The 18831-nt window shown below is 63.8% G+C and carries 19 protein-coding genes; 8 read left to right on the plus strand and 11 right to left on the minus strand.

Annotation, left to right across the window (positions count from 1 at the left end):
* The first annotated feature begins 105 nt into the window (after nucleotides 1–105).
* Nucleotides 106–747 (plus strand): LysE family translocator, encoded by a 642-nt coding sequence (locus tag A9K65_RS04920; RefSeq protein ID WP_013528810.1) that lies wholly within the window; start codon nucleotides 106–108, stop codon nucleotides 745–747.
* A 6-nt stretch (nucleotides 748–753) separates the two neighbouring features.
* On the opposite strand, the gene A9K65_RS04925 is transcribed toward A9K65_RS04920, so the two are convergent.
* The 3 genes from A9K65_RS04925 to rlmN are packed head-to-tail and all read right to left on the minus strand — an operon-like array spanning nucleotide 754 to nucleotide 2914.
* Nucleotides 754–1233 (minus strand): hypothetical protein, encoded by a 480-nt coding sequence (locus A9K65_RS04925; protein ID WP_063173380.1) that lies wholly within the window; start codon nucleotides 1231–1233, stop codon nucleotides 754–756.
* Nucleotides 1233–1619 carry a hypothetical protein gene (locus tag A9K65_RS04930; protein WP_244506876.1) on the minus strand — a complete coding sequence of 129 codons (387 nt, stop codon included), beginning with the start codon at nucleotides 1617–1619 and terminating at the stop codon, nucleotides 1233–1235. Before A9K65_RS04930 ends, A9K65_RS04925 begins: the two co-directional genes overlap by 1 nt.
* Before the next feature lie 59 nt (nucleotides 1620–1678).
* Nucleotides 1679–2914 (minus strand): 23S rRNA (adenine(2503)-C(2))-methyltransferase RlmN, encoded by a 1236-nt coding sequence (gene rlmN / locus A9K65_RS04935; protein ID WP_027162882.1) that lies wholly within the window; start codon nucleotides 2912–2914, stop codon nucleotides 1679–1681.
* A 484-nt stretch (nucleotides 2915–3398) separates the two neighbouring features.
* On the opposite strand from rlmN, the gene A9K65_RS04940 reads away from it, so the two are divergent.
* Nucleotides 3399–4748, plus strand: coding sequence for a chloride channel protein (locus tag A9K65_RS04940; protein WP_064992632.1), 1350 nt, complete (start codon nucleotides 3399–3401; stop codon nucleotides 4746–4748).
* Nucleotides 4749–4805: 57 nt separating this feature from the next.
* On the opposite strand, the gene A9K65_RS04945 is transcribed toward A9K65_RS04940, so the two are convergent.
* From A9K65_RS04945 to A9K65_RS04955, 3 genes are all read right to left on the minus strand, one after another.
* Nucleotides 4806–5309 (minus strand): invasion associated locus B family protein, encoded by a 504-nt coding sequence (locus A9K65_RS04945; RefSeq protein WP_013528815.1) that lies wholly within the window; start codon nucleotides 5307–5309, stop codon nucleotides 4806–4808.
* 270 nt (nucleotides 5310–5579) lie between these two features.
* Nucleotides 5580–5942, minus strand: a complete 363-nt coding sequence (locus A9K65_RS04950; protein ID WP_027162884.1) for a YkvA family protein — start codon at nucleotides 5940–5942, stop codon at nucleotides 5580–5582.
* A 123-nt stretch (nucleotides 5943–6065) separates the two neighbouring features.
* A complete protein-coding gene (locus tag A9K65_RS04955) occupies nucleotides 6066–6362 on the minus strand; it encodes a 4a-hydroxytetrahydrobiopterin dehydratase (RefSeq protein WP_063169551.1) in 297 nt (98 codons plus the stop codon).
* 50 nt (nucleotides 6363–6412) lie between these two features.
* Between A9K65_RS04955 and A9K65_RS04960 the strand changes: the two genes are divergently transcribed.
* The gene (locus A9K65_RS04960) at nucleotides 6413–6931 is read left to right on the plus strand and encodes a low molecular weight protein-tyrosine-phosphatase (protein WP_084015491.1); all 519 of its coding nucleotides are present in this window, start codon (nucleotides 6413–6415) and stop codon (nucleotides 6929–6931) included.
* On the opposite strand, the gene thpR is transcribed toward A9K65_RS04960, so the two are convergent.
* Both thpR and A9K65_RS04970 read right to left on the minus strand, forming a co-directional pair.
* Nucleotides 6835–7431, minus strand: coding sequence for an RNA 2',3'-cyclic phosphodiesterase (gene thpR, locus A9K65_RS04965; protein ID WP_013528819.1), 597 nt, complete (start codon nucleotides 7429–7431; stop codon nucleotides 6835–6837). The two genes, A9K65_RS04960 and thpR, sit on opposite strands and share 97 nt — an antisense overlap.
* A 125-nt stretch (nucleotides 7432–7556) precedes the next feature.
* On the minus strand, nucleotides 7557–8201 hold the full coding sequence (locus tag A9K65_RS04970; protein ID WP_064992630.1) for an arylesterase: 645 nt from the start codon (nucleotides 8199–8201) through the stop codon (nucleotides 7557–7559).
* Between the two features lie 88 nt (nucleotides 8202–8289).
* Here A9K65_RS04970 and A9K65_RS04975 point away from each other — a divergent pair, with 88 nt between their 5' ends.
* From A9K65_RS04975 to A9K65_RS04990, 4 genes are all read left to right on the plus strand, one after another.
* Nucleotides 8290–8985, plus strand: a complete 696-nt coding sequence (locus tag A9K65_RS04975; protein ID WP_064992629.1) for an ABC transporter ATP-binding protein — start codon at nucleotides 8290–8292, stop codon at nucleotides 8983–8985.
* Nucleotides 8985–11534: an ABC transporter permease gene (locus A9K65_RS04980; protein WP_064992628.1), complete on the plus strand. Its 2550-nt coding sequence runs from the start codon at nucleotides 8985–8987 to the stop codon at nucleotides 11532–11534. The genes A9K65_RS04975 and A9K65_RS04980 overlap by 1 nt, the downstream gene beginning before the upstream one ends.
* Before the next feature lie 227 nt (nucleotides 11535–11761).
* Nucleotides 11762–12541 (plus strand): Bax inhibitor-1/YccA family protein, encoded by a 780-nt coding sequence (locus A9K65_RS04985; RefSeq protein WP_013528823.1) that lies wholly within the window; start codon nucleotides 11762–11764, stop codon nucleotides 12539–12541.
* A 108-nt stretch (nucleotides 12542–12649) separates the two neighbouring features.
* A complete protein-coding gene (locus A9K65_RS04990; protein WP_064992627.1) occupies nucleotides 12650–13222 on the plus strand; it encodes a GNAT family N-acetyltransferase in 573 nt (190 codons plus the stop codon).
* Between the two features lie 131 nt (nucleotides 13223–13353).
* Here A9K65_RS04990 and A9K65_RS04995 read toward each other — a convergent pair whose 3' ends face one another.
* Complete coding sequence (locus A9K65_RS04995) at nucleotides 13354–13737, minus strand: DUF2794 domain-containing protein (protein ID WP_013528825.1); 384 nt, start codon at nucleotides 13735–13737, stop codon at nucleotides 13354–13356.
* Between the two features lie 429 nt (nucleotides 13738–14166).
* A complete protein-coding gene (locus A9K65_RS05000; RefSeq protein ID WP_013528826.1) occupies nucleotides 14167–14952 on the minus strand; it encodes a thioredoxin family protein in 786 nt (261 codons plus the stop codon).
* Nucleotides 14953–15124: 172 nt separating this feature from the next.
* Here A9K65_RS05000 and A9K65_RS05005 point away from each other — a divergent pair, with 172 nt between their 5' ends.
* Nucleotides 15125–15796, plus strand: a complete 672-nt coding sequence (locus A9K65_RS05005) for a ceramidase domain-containing protein (protein ID WP_064992626.1) — start codon at nucleotides 15125–15127, stop codon at nucleotides 15794–15796.
* Nucleotides 15797–15908: 112 nt separating this feature from the next.
* Here the strand turns inward: A9K65_RS05005 and acnA are convergent, their stop codons facing one another.
* Nucleotides 15909–18599, minus strand: a complete 2691-nt coding sequence (gene acnA, locus A9K65_RS05010) for an aconitate hydratase AcnA (RefSeq protein ID WP_013528828.1) — start codon at nucleotides 18597–18599, stop codon at nucleotides 15909–15911.
* Between the last annotated feature and the right edge of the window lie 232 nt (nucleotides 18600–18831).

Genomic DNA, 18831 nt, shown 5'->3' on the forward strand with positions numbered 1-18831 from the left:
AGCGAATGCCGTGCAGACGCCTGCTGGATCGAGATCGGATCGCTGCTGTGTCTGGCGTCGACATGGCGCATCCTGTATAGGCCTCCCAATTCCCCGGGGCCGCTCATGTCGTTCATTCCAGACACCACCACGCTGATCCAGTTCGCCATCGCCACGGTCATCCTGGCGATCACGCCGGGGCCGGACATGACCCTGTTCGTCTCGCGCACGCTGAGCCAGGGCCGTGCCACTGGCTTTGCCTCGATGGCCGGCGCGCTGTGCGGCACGCTGATCCACACCACGCTGGTGGTGGTCGGCGTCTCGGCGCTGATCGTCGCCTCGCCGATGGCATTCTTCGTGCTGAAGATCTTCGGCGCCGGCTATCTCGTCTTCCTGGCCTGGCAGGCAATCACCAGGGGCTCGGCCTTTTCGCCGGAGAAGAAGACGGGACCCGAGATTTCGCTGTTGCGCAGCTGGGCGGCGGGCCTCGGCGTCAATCTGCTCAACCCGAAGATCATCCTGTTCTTCATGACCTTCCTGCCGCAGTTCGTCTCCGCACATGATCCGAACGCACCGGGAAAGCTGTTTTTCCTGGGCACGATGTTCATCGTGCTGTCGGTCCCGGTGACGGTGCCGATGGTGCTGGCGGCGGAAAAGTTTTCGGCGGCGATGAAGGCAAGCCCGCGCGTTACGCGGGTGGTCGACTATCTCTTCGCCGGCGTGTTCTCCGCCTTCGCCCTCAAGATCCTGACGGCGCAGGCGAAGTAGGCGCCGTCATCCTGTCCGGCCATCCTCTTTTGATCCTGGTTCGCCTTGCCACCAGCTTGCGGCCCAGCGCCCGGCGCTGAGCCAGTAAAAGATACCACCGACCATGCCGCTGCCGATCACGGCCATGATGGCGCTGGTGTCCCTGACGGCGAAGGCGGTGTCACCGCTGTGGTCGGCAAGCCCGAGGAAAACACCGGCAACCACCGCGCCCGCCAGCGCATAGAACAGCCAGTCGCGCCGGCCCAGGATTTCGGCAAGCAGGATGACGACAGAGGCCGGCATCAGGGCGAAATAGGCGACGAACAGGGCGGCGAAGGGAATTGAGAAATACAGGGAAGCCGTCGCCGTCGGATGTGCATGCTCCGGCGTGTAGCCGAGCGATGCCAGGAACAGGATGTTGAGGAAGGCGCTCGCCGCCAGCGAGGCGACGGCATAGCCGAACAGGATGACGGTGAAACGGATGAGGTAGCCGACGAGACGCGCCATCAATCCCGGCCCAGATTCCGGCCCGTGCCGGACCTGCGTCCAGCCAGAAGCCAGTAGATCCAACCGGCGGCGATGCCGGCGGTGGCGAGAAAACCCAGAAAGCCCGGATTGAAGACAAAGCTGCTGGCCGAGCGCGGCATGGATACGCCAAAGGCAATGGACGTGATCGCACCAGTGGCGGCGAAGTAGAACCATCCTCGAAGTGAGAACCGTTCGGCGACAAAGAGCGCCGGGCCGACGATCAACAGCGCGCCGATCATTACGGTCAACACGGCGAGCGGGAACGAGCCAAGCCAGTCGAAGGCGAAAATGATCGACCAGTTGCCGTCTTCGATGCCTTCCAGAAGAGCGATCAGCAGCACCGGCACCAGGATCGAGGTCAGCACGGCGGCGACATAGCCGACTGCCATGATGGCGAGGCGTCTTAGCCAGGCGAAGGGGCGGTTCACGCCTCGCCGTGCCCCGCTATCATCATCGCTTCCAGAGCCAGCCGGTCGACCTTGCGCATGCGCTCGGAGTCGGATTTGAGCTGGCCGCAGGCGGCGAGGATGTCGCGGCCGCGCGGCGTGCGGATCGGCGAGGCATAGCCGGCATTGTTGATGTAGTCGGCGAATTTCTCGATCGTCTCCCAGTCCGAGCACTGGTAATTGGTGCCCGGCCACGGGTTGAACGGGATCAGGTTGATCTTGGCCGGAATGCCCTTGAGCAGCTTGATCAGTCCCTTGGCGTCCTCGATGGAATCGTTGACGTCCTTCAGCATCACATATTCGAAGGTGATGCGCTTGGCGTTCGACAGGCCGGGATAGGCGCGGCAGGCGGCGATCAGTTCCTTCAGCGGATACTTCTTGTTGATCGGGACAAGCAAGTCGCGCAGATCGTCATTGGTGGCATGCAGCGAGATTGCCAGCATGACGCCGATTTCCTCGCCGGTGCGGAAGATTTCCGGCACGACGCCGGAGGTCGACAGCGTGATGCGCCGCTTCGACAGGGACAGGCCGTCACCATCGGAAGCGATCAGCAGCGCCTTCTTCACCGCTTCGAAATTGTAAAGCGGCTCGCCCATGCCCATCATGACGATGTTGGACACTTTGCGGCCTTCGGCCGGCACGATGGCGCCGTCGGGCGTGTCGCGGTCAGGGAAATCGCCGAGCCGGTCGCGGGCGGTTAGCAGCTGGGCGAGGATCTCCTCGGCCGTCAGATTGCGCACCAGCTTCTGCGTGCCGGTGTGGCAGAACGAGCAGGTCAGCGTGCAGCCCACCTGCGAGGAGATGCACAGCGTGCCGCGACCCTCTTCGGGAATATAGACAGTCTCAATCTCGACGGGCCGGCCGGCGCCGCGCGGCGGAAAGCGGAACAGCCACTTTCGCGTGCCGTCGGCGGAAATCTGCTCCTCGACGATCTCGGGCCTGGCGACGGTGAAATGCTTGTCGAGCTCAGCACGCAGATCCTTGGAGATGTTGAACATGCCGGCGAAATCGGAGACGCCGCGCACATACATCCAGTGCCACAGCTGCTGGGCGCGCATTTTCGCCTGGCGCTCGGGCACAGCGCCTGATGCAACCAGAGTCTCGGCGAGTTCGATCCGCGTCAGGCCGATCAGCGACTGCTTTTCGGGCTGTGCCGAGCGGGCACGCAACGCGTCGCGGGCGCTGTCAGTGGTGAGATCGAATGAAAGGGTCATGGTTGCACTGATATAAGCGGTTTGCGGCCGATTTCACGCATCGTGCCGGAAAGGAAGCGCGGCGCATAGCACAGGTTGAGGGCAGAGTCATGCTCAGCTAGCTTTAAGATCTACGATCGCCTTGGAACGACGTCGGCACCGCCCCTCGTCATGGCGGGCATTTCTCTCCCGATAATGCCTGTCTTGCGGCGGCAGCGCGTTTGGCTGATGGCTTCCCCCACTCCGTCGCTGCTTCGCAGCGCCACCTCTCCCCACTCCGGAGGGAGAGGAAGGGAGCCAAGGCTGGCAAATTCGCGCCTTTCCTCTATCCCGTCGATCGGGGGAGAGGTGGCGAGCGAAGCTCGACGGAGTGGGGGTCGACCTTTCACCGAAGCGATGCTTCCGCCTGGCACTCAGGCGAGCGCCAACGACAGGTTTTTCCGGCGCTAGTTTAATAGACTGCCCAGCTGTGTTAGGCCGAAACATTCCCCGCTCGAGGACAGACATGGCCGGCACATCGCGAAAATATCCCATGCTGCGGCGTTCGCGCGCGATGTGGGGCTCACGGCGGGTCTGGCAGCCGCGCCTGGTGTTCTGGGCGGGGGCGCTTGGCATCGGTGTGATCAGCGTGCTGTTCGCGGTGCTGGCCGACAGGGCGCAGGAACTGTTTCAACTGATGACAGGAGATGCAGGCGGCTGGCGTTTCTATCTGCCGCTTGCCATTACGCCGTTGGGTTTCGTGCTGTGCGCCTGGCTTGCCCAAACCTTCTTTCCCGGTTCGCAAGGCAGCGGCATTCCGCAGGCGATCGCCGCCCGCCATCTGCGTGACGACGAGGACCGCAGCCACATCCTGTCCCTCAAACTGGTAGCCGGCAAAATCATGCTCACCATCGTCGGCCTGTTCTGCGGCGCCTCGATCGGCCGCGAGGGTCCGACCGTGCAGGTCGGCGCGTCGCTGATGCTGCAGGCGGCACGCTGGGGCGGCATGGTGCAGGCCCGGGGTCTGATCCTGGCCGGGTCGGCCGCCGGGATTGCCGCCGCCTTCAACACGCCGCTGGCCGGCATCGTCTTCGCCATCGAGGAGATGGGCCGCACCTATGAGGCGCGAACCAACGGGCTGGTGCTGACGGCGGTGATCCTGGCCGGTCTCGCTTCGCTCGGCCTGCTCGGCAACTACACCTATTTCGGCGTCGCCAGGGACACCATCTCGTTTGCTGCCGAATGGCCGCTGGTGCTTGCCTGCGGCATCATCGGCGGCGGGTTCGGCGCGCTGTTCTCGCTGCTGGCGTTGAAGGCGACGCGGCGGATCCGGCGCTGGAACACTGGGCAGCCTTTGCGGCGCGCCCTGATCGTGGCCGCAATCTGCGGGCTTGCGGTGGCGGTGATCGGCATCGCCTCGGGCGGGCTGACCTTCGGCACCGGTTACGTGCAGGCGCGGGGCGCCGTCGAAGGCACGCCGCTGCCGTGGTTCTTCTTCGCCGAAAAGTTCCTGGCGGGATTGCTGTCGATGATCTCGGGCATTCCGGGCGGTATCTTCGCGCCCTCGCTGGCTGTCGGCGCCGGCATCGGCAGTTCGCTCGGCCTCCTCTTTGGCGCGAGCACTGGGGTGGCGGCACTGCTCGGCATGGCCGGCTATTTCGCCGGTGTGGTGCAAGCGCCGATGACGGCCTTCGTCATCATCCTGGAGATGACCGGCAATCACGACAATGTCATCGCGCTGATGCTGGCCTCGATGCTGGGCTACGGCACGGCGCGCATGATCTCGCACGAGCCGCTCTATCACGCGCTATCGCGTGTCTTCATCGCCGAGGCGATTCGGCGCCGCCGGGCGGAGGCCGGGCCGGGGCAAGTATGAAAGAAAAAAAGGCCGGGCTTCGCGGCCCGGCCTTTCCCTCAAAAAAAGTAGCTTTGCCTATTTACACTTGGCGATCGATGTCAGCGCCGCCGAAATGCCCTTCAGAGAGAAGACATAGGAGGTGGGATTGCCGCGGCCGGACTTCGCCGTCACCTTCATGTCGGTGCCGGTCTTCATGGCGGCGATCAGTACCGGCTCCTCGGCGGCATTCTCCACCCAGGCCGATTTGCCGCGGGTGAACATCGAAAACGTCTTCTTGTCGATGGTCACGGTGGCCTTGGAGCCTTCCTGGAAATTGTAGCCGGCAATGAATTGCGGCTCGTAGGACACTTGCTGGCCGGGCCGCTGGCTGACGAAGAAGAACATATCGCCATGGTCGAGCGTGGGCGGCTGCTTGTCGGTCGGCACGGTCAGGACATAGCAGACCTTGCCGCCCGATGCCTGGTAGCTGTAGGTGCCCCAGGCATTGTGCTGGCCGATCTTGGTCGCCGACTGCGCCAGTGCCGGCGCTGCCACGGCCACCAGGGCCAGACTCGAAACTATCGCAATCAATCCGCGCATCGCTTTTCCCGTATTCCAAATGGTGCGGAGGCAGGCCGGCTCGGCGTCCTGCCCGTCGCTTCATTTTGATTTAATCTGGGTTACCAAACGGTGAATTTCCGAAGAGAAAAGGACCCTCACCCCGAGGAAACCGCCACCATACCCGCGCCGCCGCCCTGCGAGCGGGTGGCGCGACATCCCTTTGGCGACTTGGAGGCCACGAAAGCGGCAAGAGTTTGACTTTTTACGCTGTCGCCGAAAGCCGGCTTCAACGGCGTTCCGCGCGCGTGTTCAGCCCTTGTCGGCCATGGCGTCCCTGGCGGCCTGCCGGTGCGCAGTGGTGATGTGGGCACTGACGGCGGTGATCGCGGCGGTGAGCACAGCGATGTCGTCGGTGAAGCCAAGCCCGAAGACGAAGTCGGGGATGACATCCACCGGCAGCACGAAATAACCGAGCGCGGCCAGCAGAATGCCCTTGGCGCGCAGCGGCGTGTTCTTGTCCATGGCGCAATAATAGGCGGCCACGACCTCTTCCATGAAGGGGATCTGCCGCGCGGCCTTCTTGGCTGTGCGCCAGAATTTCTCGCGCACTTCGCTCTCGTCTGACGGCTTGCCGCCAAAGCCGAAGAAATCAAAACCGGATTGTTGCGCCATCAGTCTCTCCTTGCGGGGCTCATGCGCATCCGGCGCCTGCCCCGCGGGGGAAAATGTGGTGAAACCCGACCCCCGCTACAAGATGCCGATGCCGATTTGGGCCTGCCGAGGCGATACCAGGCCTCAGGCGCCGGCAAAACGGTTCATTTTCGTGGCCAGATCGATATCGAGCGCAGTGACGCCGCCGGCGTCGTGGGTGTTCAGCGTCACGTCAACGGTTTTGTAGACATTCGACCAGTCGGGATGATGATCCATCGCCTCGGCGGCAAGCGCGACGCGGGTCATGAAGGCGAAAGCCTCGGAGAAATTCGCGAAGGTGAATGTGCGCTTGATGGAGGCGCCGTCTTCCGCCAGCGCCCAGCCGTCGAGGCCCGTCAATGCGGCTTCAGCGGCTTGCCTGCCCAGTTTCTCTCTCGCCATGTCCCTATCCTGTGCTATTCGAAAACGACCCTCACCATAGCGACGGATCGATGAGCGCGAAGCCTATAAATTCCATTCTCTTCGTCTGCCTCGGCAACATCTGCCGGTCGCCGCTGGCGGAAGGTGTCTTCCGCGCCGTTTGGGCCGAGCGCGGGCCGGCCCGGGATATCCTGCTCGATTCGGCGGGAACCAGTGACTGGGAGGCCGGCTCTGCCCCCGATCGACGCGCGATCGCGGTCGCCATGCGGCACGGCGTCGACATTTCCGGGCAGAGGGCGCGCAAGGTCACGCCGCAGGACCTCCACCGCTTCGACCTGATCCTCGGCATGGACCGGTCGAATGTCGCCGACCTGAAGGCGCTGGCGCCGGCGGCCGTGCAGGACCGCATCCATCTGTTCCTGGAGTTCGCGCAGGGAAAGGCACGCGACGTGCCGGATCCTTATCATGACGAGGCAGAAGCCTTCGCTTCCGCCTATCGCATGATCCGCGAGGCGTCGGAGGCGCTGGCGACAAGGCTGGAGGCGCGGGCGTCCGTGCCTGACAGCGGCCAGGCTTCCTCGACGATGTAGGGTCCGCCGCCGACCGAATCGCGCGACGACATCAAAACGAAACGGCCGATGCGGAACGGCAGCGTCGAGAAATTGCCGCGCGCCGACAGATATTGGGCAACGTCCAGCGGGGTCGAATTGCGCAAGCGCGCCAGCGTCACATGCGGCATGAATTTGCGCGGGTCGGCCGGGATGCCGAGCCGCTGGCAGATGCGGTCGATCTCACCTTGAAGGGCGGCCAGATCGGGCGAGGCGGAAGCGCCCGCCCACACCGCATGCGGCTTCTTCTGGCCGAAAGCGCCGACGCCGGTCAGCGCCAGCGAGAAAGAAGGGCGGTGGACGCGGTCGAGCGCGTTGGCGATCTCGTCGGCGACATGGCCGGGAACATCGCCGATGAAGCGCAGCGTCAGATGGTAGTTTTCGACGTCGATCCAGCGGGCTCCCGGCAAGCCGCCCCGCAGCAGGGACAGCGAAAGGGCAGCGTCACGCGGAATTTCGAGGGCGGTGAAAAGACGCGGCATGAAGAGCCTCCCTTCCTCGAATCGAACTGTCACCCATAGCGAATCATCGATAGTCAAACGGAGCAAGAGGTTTGTTGGCCACAGTCCCTGTTAAAAGCTCGCCGGGCGGAAACAGTTCCAACCCGCTAGGAATCGCCCGGCACTGCCGCGATCACCTTCTCGACCGTGGGCAGGATGCGTTCGACCATTTGGTCGACGCCTCGTGCGCTCGGATGCAGGCCGTCCTCGAGCTGCATGCCGGGCTGGCCGGCGACGCCATCGAGAAAGAACGGGTAGAGCGCGACGTCGTATTTCTTCGCCAGGTCCGGGAAAATGGCGTCGAAGGCGCTCTGGTAGTCGGGACCGAGATTGGGTGCGGCGCGCATGCCGGCCAGAAGCACGGCAATCTTGCGCTGCTTCAGCTTGCTCAGCATCTCGTCGAGGTTCTTTTTGGTGATGTCGGGCGAGACGCCGCGCAGCATGTCGTTGGCGCCGAGTTCGAGGATGACCAGCTGCGTGCCGTCCGGCACCGACCAGTCAAGCCGCGCCAGGCCGCCGCTCGTCGTGTCGCCGGAGACGCCGGCATTGGCGACGGTCACGTCGTGGCCTTTGGCGCCAAGCGCTGCCTGCAGCCTGTCGGTAAAGCCCTGGTCGGGTCCAAGGCCATAGCCCGCCATCAGGCTGTCACCGAAGCCGACGATCTTGAACGGCTCGGCACGCGCCGACGACATGACGCCGCAAATGGCGAGGAAAACCACGAAGCCTACGGCAATACTGCGTTTGAAAGACATGCGGCAGGCCCCATATGAGCTAGAAATTCTTCAGTCGACGGCTTCCGGCAAGCAGAGCCTTCATTCCCCGATATAGGACGATTTCATTTTGACAGAAGCCGTCATCGCGCTGAAAGATGTGTCCCTGACCCTTGGCGAGGGCGCTTCATCGGTCCATGTGCTGAAGGGGGTGAGCCTCGACGTGGCGACCGGCGAGGCGACCGGCATCATCGGACCTTCGGGTTCCGGCAAGTCGACCTTGCTGATGGTCCTGGCAGGCCTGGAAAGGGTCGATTCGGGTACGGTCCGAATCGCCGGCGAGCTGCTGAACGGCAAAAGCGAGGACCAGATTGCATCGTTTCGTGGCCGAAACATTGGCATCGTGTTCCAGTCCTTCCATCTCATTCCCAACATGACGGCGCTCGAAAATGTCGCGGTGCCGCTGGAACTGGCGGGCCATGCCGATCCGTTCGCGGTGGCGGCGCGCGAGCTGGCGGCGGTTGGCCTCAGCGACCGCGTCACCCACTATCCCGGCGAATTGTCGGGCGGCGAGCAGCAGCGCGTGGCGATCGCCCGCGCATTGGCGCCGTCGCCGCGCATCCTGATCGCCGACGAGCCGACCGGCAATCTGGACCAGGCGACCGGGCGGCAGGTCGCTGACCTCTTGTTTGCGAAGGCGGCCGAGCGCGGCATGACGCTGGTGCTGGTCACGCATGATCCGGCGCTCGCGGCACGCTGTTCGCGCCAGGTTTCGATGCGCTCGGGCCGGATCGAGGTACCGGCGCCGGTCAAGGTGACGGCCTGATGCCGCTGTCCCGGACGTTGAGGCTCGCTGTCCGCTTTTCGCTGCGCGAGATGCGCGGCGGCCTGTCCGGTTTCCTGATCTTCCTCGCCTGCATTGCGCTCGGCGTCGCGGCCATCGGCGGCGTCAACTCGGTGGCGTGTTCGATCACCGCCGGTGTCGCCAATCAGGGCCAGACGCTGCTTGGCGGCGATCTTCGCTTCCAGATCAACCAGCGTGACGCCAGTCAGGCGGAGCACAGCTTCCTTGACGGGCTCGGCACGGTTTCGCGGACCGCCAGCATGCGTTCGATGGCGCGTCTGGCCGACGGATCCGACCAGGCGCTGGTCGAGGCCAAGGCGGTCGACCATGTCTATCCGCTCTATGGCACGCTGGAGACCGAGCCGGCGCTGTCGAAACAGGAACTGTTCGGCGAAGAGTTCGGCGTCTTCGGTGCGGCAGCGCCCGATCTTCTGTTCGAGCGGTTGCACGTCAAGCTTGGCGACCGGCTGAAGCTCGGCAATGCTACTTTCGAACTGCGCGCCAAGCTGGTCGCCGAACCGGATGCCGTGTCCGACGGTTTCGGCTTCGCGCCGAGGCTGATGATCTCGACCGAAGGGTTGGCGGCCACTGGACTGATCCAGCCGGGCAGCCTGGTCGAGAATGCCTACAAAATCCGGCTGCCGGCGGACGCCGACGAGGCGAGGCTCAAGGCCATCCAGGATCAGGCCGCCACGGATTTTCCGGAAGCCGGCTGGTCGATCCGCACGCGCAGCAACGCGGCGCCCGCGCTGTCGTCCAACATCGAACGCTTCTCGCAGTTCCTGACCCTGGTCGGGCTGACGGCGCTGGTGGTCGGCGGCGTCGGCGTCGCCAATGCGGTGCGCGCCTATCTCGACGGCAAGCGCGGCGTCATCGCCACCTTCAAGAGCCTGGGCGCTTCGGGCGGCTTCGTCTTTGCCGTCTATCTCGTGCAGATCCTGATCATAGCCGGATTGGGTATTGTGCTGGGCCTTGTGCTCGGCGCACTAATGCCCTTCGCGGCGAGCGCGGCCTTGCAATCCGTCATTCCGGTGCCGGCCGAAGGCGGCTTCTATCCCGGCGCGCTCGGCATGGCGGCGCTGTTCGGCCTGCTGGTGACGTTGGCTTTCGCGCTGCTGCCGCTCGGCCGCGCCCGCGACGTGCCGGCAACCGCGCTGTTTCGCGAAATGGGGCTGGAAGGCCGCGGCTTGCCGCGCCCCGCCTATGTCGCGGCGGCCATAGGCATCGCGCTGCTGCTTGCGGCGCTGGCCATTCTGTTCTCGGGCGACCAGCGCATCGCCTCGATCTTTGTCGGCGCTACCGTCTTCGCCTTCCTGGTGCTGCGCGCGGTCGGCGCACTGGTGCAATGGGCGGCCAGGAAAAGCCCGCGCGTGCGCTTCGTGGCGCTCAGGCTCGCCATCGGCAACATCCATCGGCCAGGCGCCCTGACGCCATCGGTGGTGCTGTCCCTGGGGCTCGGGCTGACGCTGCTGGTGACGCTGGCGCTGATCGACGGCAATCTCAGGCGACAGATCTCGGGCAGCCTGCCGGAACGAGCGCCGAACTTCTTCTTCGTCGACATCCAGAGCGCCGATGTCGCGTCCTTCTCAGCGCTGATCGGCAAGGAGGCGCCGCAGGGCGTGCTGGCCAAGGTGCCGATGCTGCGCGGCCGGGTGATGGCGCTGAACGGTGTCGATGTCGACAAGGTGAAGGTGCCGGCGGAAGGCGCCTGGGTGCTGAGGGGGGATCGCGGCCTGACCTATGACACCAGGCAGCCGGAGAACGCGACGCTGACCGAGGGCAGTTGGTGGCCCGAAAATTACAGCGGCGAACCGCTGGTTTCGTTTTCGGCGCAAGAAGGCAAGGAGATCGGGCTGAAGCTCGGCGACACCATCACCGTCAATGTGCTGGGCCGCAACGTCACGGCCAGGATCGCCAGTTTCCGCCAAGTCGAATGGGAGACGATGGGTATCAATTTCGTCATGGTCTTCTCGCCCAACACATTCGCGGGCGCCCCGCATGGCTGGATGGCGACGCTGACCGAAAAGAGTGCATCGACGGCCGACGACGCCCGCATCCTCAACGCCGTCACCCGCGCCTTCCCGGCGGTGACGACGGTGCGGGTCAAGGACGCGCTCGACATCGTCAACCGGCTGGTCGGGCAGCTCGGCACGGCGATCCGGGCGGCCGCTGGCGTGGCGCTGATCGCTTCGGTGCTGGTGCTGGCCGGCGCGCTTGCAGCCGGCAACCGGGCGCGCATCCATGATGCGGTGGTGTTGAAGACGCTGGGCGCGACACGCACGACGCTGATATCGGCCTTCTCGCTCGAATATATGCTGATCGGGCTGGCCACCGCCATTTTCGCGCTGGCGGCGGGCAGCGCAGCCGCCTGGTTCGTCGTCGCGCGCATCATGACTCTGCCGTCGCATTTCATGCCGGAGGTGGCGGTGGCAACCATTCTGTTTTCGCTGGTGATCACGGTCGGCATTGGTCTCGCCGGCACCTGGCGGGTGCTCGGCCACAAGGCAGCACCGGTGCTGCGCAACCTGTGACGACAGGCCCGGAACGGGCACCCTGGATTAAATCTTGGTAAGAAAGCCGTCCGAAAAGCCGAGGAATCGGCGCTTCGCCCTCTCACGAACCGTTACATCCGGTTACGGTCTTGTTCTTGACGCGAATAACCATCATATTTCGCCACAGGCATGCTGGAGCCCTGCCAGCGGCGCCTGGGTCCGGAAGGACCTGACACCGGACGGGGCAGAAGCAATAGAGGACTACAATGGCTGATCCCATTCGCAACTACCAGACGCGCGCCGTGCCCGGCGTCGGCGTCGGTGCCGACATCGATCAGGGCCTGCGCGCCTACATGATCAAGGTTTACAATCTGATGGGGCTTGGCCTCCTCATCACCGGTCTTGCCGCTGTCGGCACGATCATGCTGGCCACCACCACCGATCCGGCTTCGGCTGTCGCGACGCTGCCGAGCGGCGAGATGCTGACGTCCTTCGGCTACGCGATCTTCGGCTCGCCGCTGCGCTGGGTGGTGATGCTGGCGCCGCTGGCCGCCGTGCTGTTCCTGTCGTTCCGCGTCCAGTCGATGAGCGTTTCGGCGGCGCAGACGACGTTCTGGGTCTATGCCGGTCTCGTCGGCCTGTCGCTGTCTTCGATCTTCCTGGTCTACACCACGGCCAGCATTTCACAGACCTTCTTCGCCACGGCCGCCGCCTTCGGTGCGCTGTCGCTGTTCGGCTACACCACCAAGCGCGACCTGACGGCAATGGGCTCGTTCCTGATCATGGGCGTGTTCGGCATCATCATCGCGTCGGTGATCAACATCTTCCTGCAGTCGTCGGCGCTGTCGTTTGCCGTGTCGGCGATCGGCGTGCTGGTCTTCGCGGGCCTCACCGCCTATGACACGCAGAAGATCAAGGAGATGTATTTCGAGGGCGACAGTTCGGACGTCGCCGGCCGCAAGGCGATCATGGGCGCGCTGACGCTCTATCTCGACTTCATCAACCTGTTCATGTTCCTGTTGCAGTTCATGGGCGACCGTCGCTAGTTCAGCATGCTGGACCATCGAGTTCCAAAAGGGCGGCCCAACGGCCGCCCTTTTCTTTTGTGCCGGGCTTTGCTGTTATCGCGAGCAGAGAAATGGCACGCATAAATTATGAGCACTATTACGATTCGACCGGCGACAGCGGCCGACCTCGACAGCATCACGGATATCTACGCCGACGCGGTCGCCCAAGGCACGGCGAGCTATGAGCTGGAGCCGCCGAGCCGCGCGGAGATGGGTGTTCGATTCGACAGCCTGATGGCCGGCGGCTTTCCCTACCTTGTGGCGGAGAAGGACGGCGCGGTTCTCGGCTACGCCTATGCCGGTGCCTTCCGGCCACGCCCGGCCTATCGCTTCATTGTCGAGGACTCGGTCTATGTCGCGCCCGAGGCCAAGGGCCAGGGCGTCGGGCTCAAGCTGATGCAAAGCCTGATCGAGGCGGTGACGACGGCGGGCTTTCGCCAGATCATCGCGGTGATCGGCGATGGCCGTCCCGACAGCGCCTCGGTGCGGCTGCACGAAAAGCTCGGCTTTCGCCATTCGGGCCGCCTGGAAGGCTCCGGCTACAAGCACGGGCGCTGGCTGGACACGGTGTTCATGCAGCTGTCGCTGAATGGCGGGGCATCGGCGCCGCCCGATCCCGAATCGCTGCCGGAGCGGAAGTTTCGCCTTAGAGGGGACTGAAGAAGGAACTGACGAATTGCGGAATTGAAGAACTGAAGAATAAAAAGAAGCGGCGGCAACAGATGACGCCGAGGCCTTTTCTCAACTCATCAATTCTCCATTTCTTCAATTCCCCTGCTCTAATTCCCTGCTCAGGCTTCGACCAGCTTCAACTTGCTGTCGAACACACCGAGCACGCGGCCGAGTTCCTGGCCGCGTTTCAAGATGCGGCCGCCGGCGGCGATGACGGCAAAGGCGCCCTGCTTGCGGGCCAGTTTCGGATCCTTGACGATCTGGAACAGCGGCACTTCGCTGGTGCGGCGGAAGACGGAAAAGACAGCGCGGTCGGCGAGATGATCGATGGCGTAGTCGCGCCATTCATTGGCGGCGACCATGCGTCCGTAGAGCCTGAGGATCTGGTCCAGCTCGCGTCGATCGAACCGCACCGGCTGATCGAGACGTTCGCGTCGCGCCTCGTGCAGCGGGATTATTGCGGATGCGTCCCCATCCCCCGTCCCGCCACTGTCATCGGTCATGCCTCGATCCTTCAAAATGAATCTTTGCCAACCAAAGTTGGCGTGTTCGCGACTGAATTGCAAGGCCCGGCGAACCGAGCCCCGCGCCGCGCCGTTTCCGTCACGTCCAGTCACTTTTATGAAACGCCGTGTTGGAATTGGTGATGTTCCGCCACATTTCTGCCTTTTTTTATCCGCGCTCATGCCCCAATGTCCGACGAATTTACCGGCGTTGCCTGAGACGGTTCGGTCCGGCACCGGCTCGTAAACCCCAAGCCCCCCGCCCACGGGTCTGCGTCGGATCGAACCAACCTCGGCTCTTCTTCGGAAGAACCGGGAGCGACGATCCCAAAACCTAAATGACCGGCGTCAGAAGCAAGCTGACGTCGGTTTTTTATTGGCTGGTGATAGGTGAGCCTTCGCGCTACCGCGGCAGGGGTTTGAGCGCTCTCAAGGCTTGTGGATGAATGCGGCGCCGAGAATGGGACCGGGCATGCCGTCCTTGCCGACCGACTGCAGCAGCACGGCGCAGCCGCCCTTTTTGGCAATCTCGCTCATCGGCAGTTCGTAGCGCTGTGCCTTGCCATGCCACATGCCGGCGGTCTGGATGCCGGTGACGGCGTTCCAGTAGGTCATCTTGCGGCCGGTATTTTCGCCCTCGCCGACTTTGACCGTCTGCGGCGGGTCGAAATAGACGATGACGACATGGGCGTCGCTGGGGCCGTTGCCGGCATCGCCGGCGTCGATCATCACGCGATCGCTGGTGCGGCTGACCTTGACGGCGACGCGCATGCCTTCGCCGCTCTTGGCCATGCGGGCGAGCGCACCATCGACCTCGCCGCGGTTGGCGCCGTTGACATGGACGCGGCCATTGATGACGGCCTGCGGCGTATAGACGGAGCGGCTGCCGAAGGCGCGCATATAGTCGTATTGCCGCTCGGTGTTCTCCTTGCGGCCGAGCGTGTCCTGCCAGCCGAGATAGTCCCAGTAGTCGACGTGATAGGCGAGCGCGACGATGTCTTCCTTGGCGGCAAGTTCGGAGAACAGAGTATCGGCCGGCGGGCAGGAACTGCAGCCCTGGCTGGTGAACAGCTCGACCACGCCCAATGGCTTTTCGATCTGGACCCGGTCGGTCTGGGCGCGATCGGATTCGCCGGCATGCCCGGCGCCGGCAGACGCCGAGAAGGCCAGCGCAAGAGCTGCCAGCCACAATGATTTTCGCGAGGCCATGGCCATTCCGATTCCCGCCGGTGATGCCGGCTTTATCTTGATTGCTGAAATATGTGGCAGAACCGGAAGTCAACGGGAAGTCACGTTGCGGTGAAATTTTGCCGTTGCAGCCGACCGCAACCGCGCAATAGGAAGGATCTGCGCTTCAGGATAGAAACCGATTCGGGCGGCAATCGCGATGTGGCAAACGTTTTTGGCGCCGGTCGACCTCTATTGCGAGCGGACCGGCCCGGAATTCTGGTCCGAACCGGTCAACGCCCTGACCAACTTCGCCTTCATCGCCGCCGGCCTGTGGGGCGTGCGCGAGGTGCGAAGGCTGGGCACCGGCGCCTTCGCCGAGGTGCTGGCCTGGTGGGTGGTGGCGATCGGCATCGGCTCGACGATCTTCCATACTTTTGCCACCAAGGGCACGGTCTGGGCCGACGTGCTGCCGATCGCCGGCTTCACGCTGGCCTACACGCTGTTCAATCTGCGTCGCTTCCTCGGCATGCGATGGGGCAAAGCCATCGCCATCTTCATCGCCTTCTATGTGATTGCCGGGGCGATAACCGTTGCCGTGCCGGACTGGTTGCGCCAGGCGTCGAACGGCACGACGGGCTATCTGCCGCCGTTCCTGGCGCTCGCCTTCTTCGGCGCGCTGGTGGCCGCCAGCGGCAATCGCGCCGGCTGGTACAATCTGGCCGGGTCGGCGATCTTCGTGGTGTCCGTCGTCTGCCGGATGATCGACCCGCTGGTCTGCGGCGGCTTCCCGCTCGGCACGCACTTCCTCTGGCACATCCTCAACGGGCTGATGCTGGGTGTGTTGTTGGCCGCCGCGGCGCGGTTTGGGGCGCCGAAGGTAGGGCAGTAGGGCAGTAGGGCAGTAGGGCAGTAGGGCAGTAGGGCAGTAGGGCAGTAGGGCAGTAGGGCAGTAGGGCAGTAGGGTGCTCTATTCCCTATTCCCTTACTGCCTTATTCCCTTACTAAGCTGCCAGATCGCGCAGCACGTATTGCAGGATGCCGCCGTTCTTGAAGTAGTCGAGCTCATCCAGCGTATCGATGCGGCAGATGATCGGCACGTTCTTCACCGTGCCGTCGCCATAGGTGATTTTGGCGATCATCGTCTGGCGCGGCTTGATGGTGCTCAGTCCGTCGATCTCGACCAGCTCGTCTCCCTTGAGGTTGAGCGATGCCCATGAGGTGCCTTCCTCGAAGACGAAGGGGATGACGCCCATGCCGACCAGGTTCGAGCGATGGATGCGCTCGAAAGACTGGGCGATGACCGCGCGGACACCGAGCAGATTGGTTCCCTTGGCCGCCCAGTCGCGCGACGAGCCGTTGCCGTATTCGACGCCGGCGAAGACGACCAGCGGCACGCCTTCCCTTTTGTACTCCATCGCCGCGTCGTAGATCGATTCTTCTTCCTTCGACGGGTAGTGGATGGTGTAGCCGCCCTCGCGGCCGTTCTCGCCCAGCATGTGGTTGCGGATGCGGATGTTGGCGAAGGTGCCGCGCATCATCACCTCGTGATTGCCGCGCCGCGTGCCGTACTGGTTGAAGTCGGCGACGCCGACGCCGTGGTCGGTGAGGTATTTGCCGGCCGGCGACGCTGCCTTGATCGATCCGGCCGGCGAAATGTGGTCGGTGGTGATCTTGTCGCCGAACAGGCCGAGCACGCGGGCGCCCTTGATGTCGCCGATCTTGCCGAAACCTGATGTCATGCCGGCGAAATAGGGCGGGTTCTGCACATAGGTCGAGTTGTCGTCCCAGGCATAGGTCTGGCCTTCCGGCGCCTTGACGTTCTGCCAGTACTCGTCGCCCTTGAAGACGTCGGCATATTTGCGGGCGAACAGCTCGCGGGTGACGTTCTTTTCGATGAACTCCTGGATCTCGGCCGAGCTTGGCCAGATGTCCTTGAGGTAGACCGGCTCGCCGTTCTTGTCCTCGCCGAGCGGCTCTGTCGTGAGGTCCTTGGTGACAGTTCCGGCCAGCGCATGCGCGACGACCAGCGGCGGCGAGGCCAGATAGTTGGCCTGCACGTCGGGCGAGACACGGCCTTCGAAGTTGCGATTGCCGGACAGGACCGCGGCAGCGATCAGGCCCTTGTCGTTGATGGTTTTGGAGATCGGCGCCGGCAGCGGGCCGGAATTGCCGATGCAGGTGGTGCAGCCGAAGCCGACCAGGTTGAAGCCGATCTGGTCGAGCTCCTTCTGCAGGCCGGATTTCTCCAGATATTCGGCGACCACCTGGCTGCCGGGAGCCAGCGAGGTCTTCACCCACGGCTTCTGCTTCAAACCGAGCCGGTTGGCATTGCGGGCCAAAAGACCGGCGCCGATCAGCACGCTCGGGTTCGAGGTGTTGGTGCAGGAGGTGATGGCGGCAATGACGACATCGCCGTGACCGAGATCATGGTCGGTGCCTTCGACGGCATAGCGCTTGGAGATTTCGGCCGCCTTCTTGTATTCGGTCTCCATCGCCTTGGCGAAGCCTTCCGGAATGCCTTCCAGGGCGACGCGGCCTTCAGGCCGCTTGGGGCCGGCCATCGACGGCACGACGGAACCAAGTTCGAGCTCGAGCAGATCAGTGAAGACAGGGTCGGCCGAGCCGGTTTCACGCCACAGGCCCTGCGCCTTGGCATAGGCCTCGACCAGCGCGATGCGGTCCTCGCTGCGGCCGGACATTGTGAGATAGCGGATGGTTTCCGAGTCGACTGGGAAGAAGCCGCAGGTGGCGCCATATTCGGGGGCCATGTTGCCGATGGTGGCGCGGTCGGCCAGCGTCATGTTGGAGAGGCCCGGGCCGAAGAACTCGACGAACTTGCCGACGACCCCCTTCTTGCGCAGCATCTGGGTGACGGTGAGCACGAGGTCGGTGGCGGTGACGCCCTCTTTCAGCTTGCCGGTGAGGCGGAAGCCGATGACTTCCGGCAGCAGCATGGAGACCGGCTGGCCGAGCATGGCCGCCTCGGCCTCGATGCCACCGACGCCCCAGCCGAGCACGCCCAGGCCGTTGATCATGGTGGTGTGCGAATCGGTGCCGACGCAGGTGTCGGGATAGGCTGTGGTTTCGCCGTCCTCGGTGTTGGTCCACACCACCTGGCCGAGATATTCGAGGTTGACCTGATGGCAGATGCCGGTGCCAGGCGGCACGACGCGGAAGTTGCGGAACGCCTGCTGGCCCCATTTCAGGAATTTGTAGCGCTCCTCGTTGCGCTCATATTCCAGCTCGACATTGCGGGCGAAGGCCATCGGCGTGCCGAATTCGTCGACGATGACGGAATGGTCGATGACGAGGTCGACCGGCACCAGCGGATTGATCTTCTGCGGATCGCCGCCGAGCGAAGCCATGGCGTCGCGCATTGCGGCAAGGTCGACCACGGCCGGAACGCCGGTGAAATCCTGCATCAGCACGCGGGCCGGGCGATAGGCGATCTCGACGCCGGCGGTGCCCTTGTCGGTCAGCCAGCCGGCCACCGCCTGGATCGATTCCTTGGTGACGGAGCGGCCGTCTTCGTTGCGCAGCAGGTTTTCCAGCAGCACCTTCATCGAATAGGGCAGTTGCGAGATGCCGGTAAGGCCGTTCTTTTCGGCCTCGATGAGATCGAAATAGGCATATTCAGCGCCGCCTGCGGTCAGCGTGCGGCGGCAATTGAAACTGTCGAGGGATTTTGACACGTGCGATCCTTGTCTGTTCAGCCTGAAAGGGAACGGACGCCGATGGCATGCAATCACGCGCAAAGGTGCGGGTACGGCCATTTCCGCTGTCCGTTCCCAAGCAACCCGAGCCGTTCAAGGCGGCGCGTGCGCTGGTTCGGCGCTAATTCTGTTCCCGTGCCGACCGCTGGCACGGATGCACCGCATATAGAGAATTTTCTGGAATAGTTCTAGACAGTTGGAAAGCAATTTT

The sequence above is a fragment of the Mesorhizobium sp. WSM1497 genome (assembly GCF_001672455.2).
Taxonomy (GTDB): Bacteria; Pseudomonadota; Alphaproteobacteria; order Rhizobiales; family Rhizobiaceae; genus Mesorhizobium; species Mesorhizobium ciceri.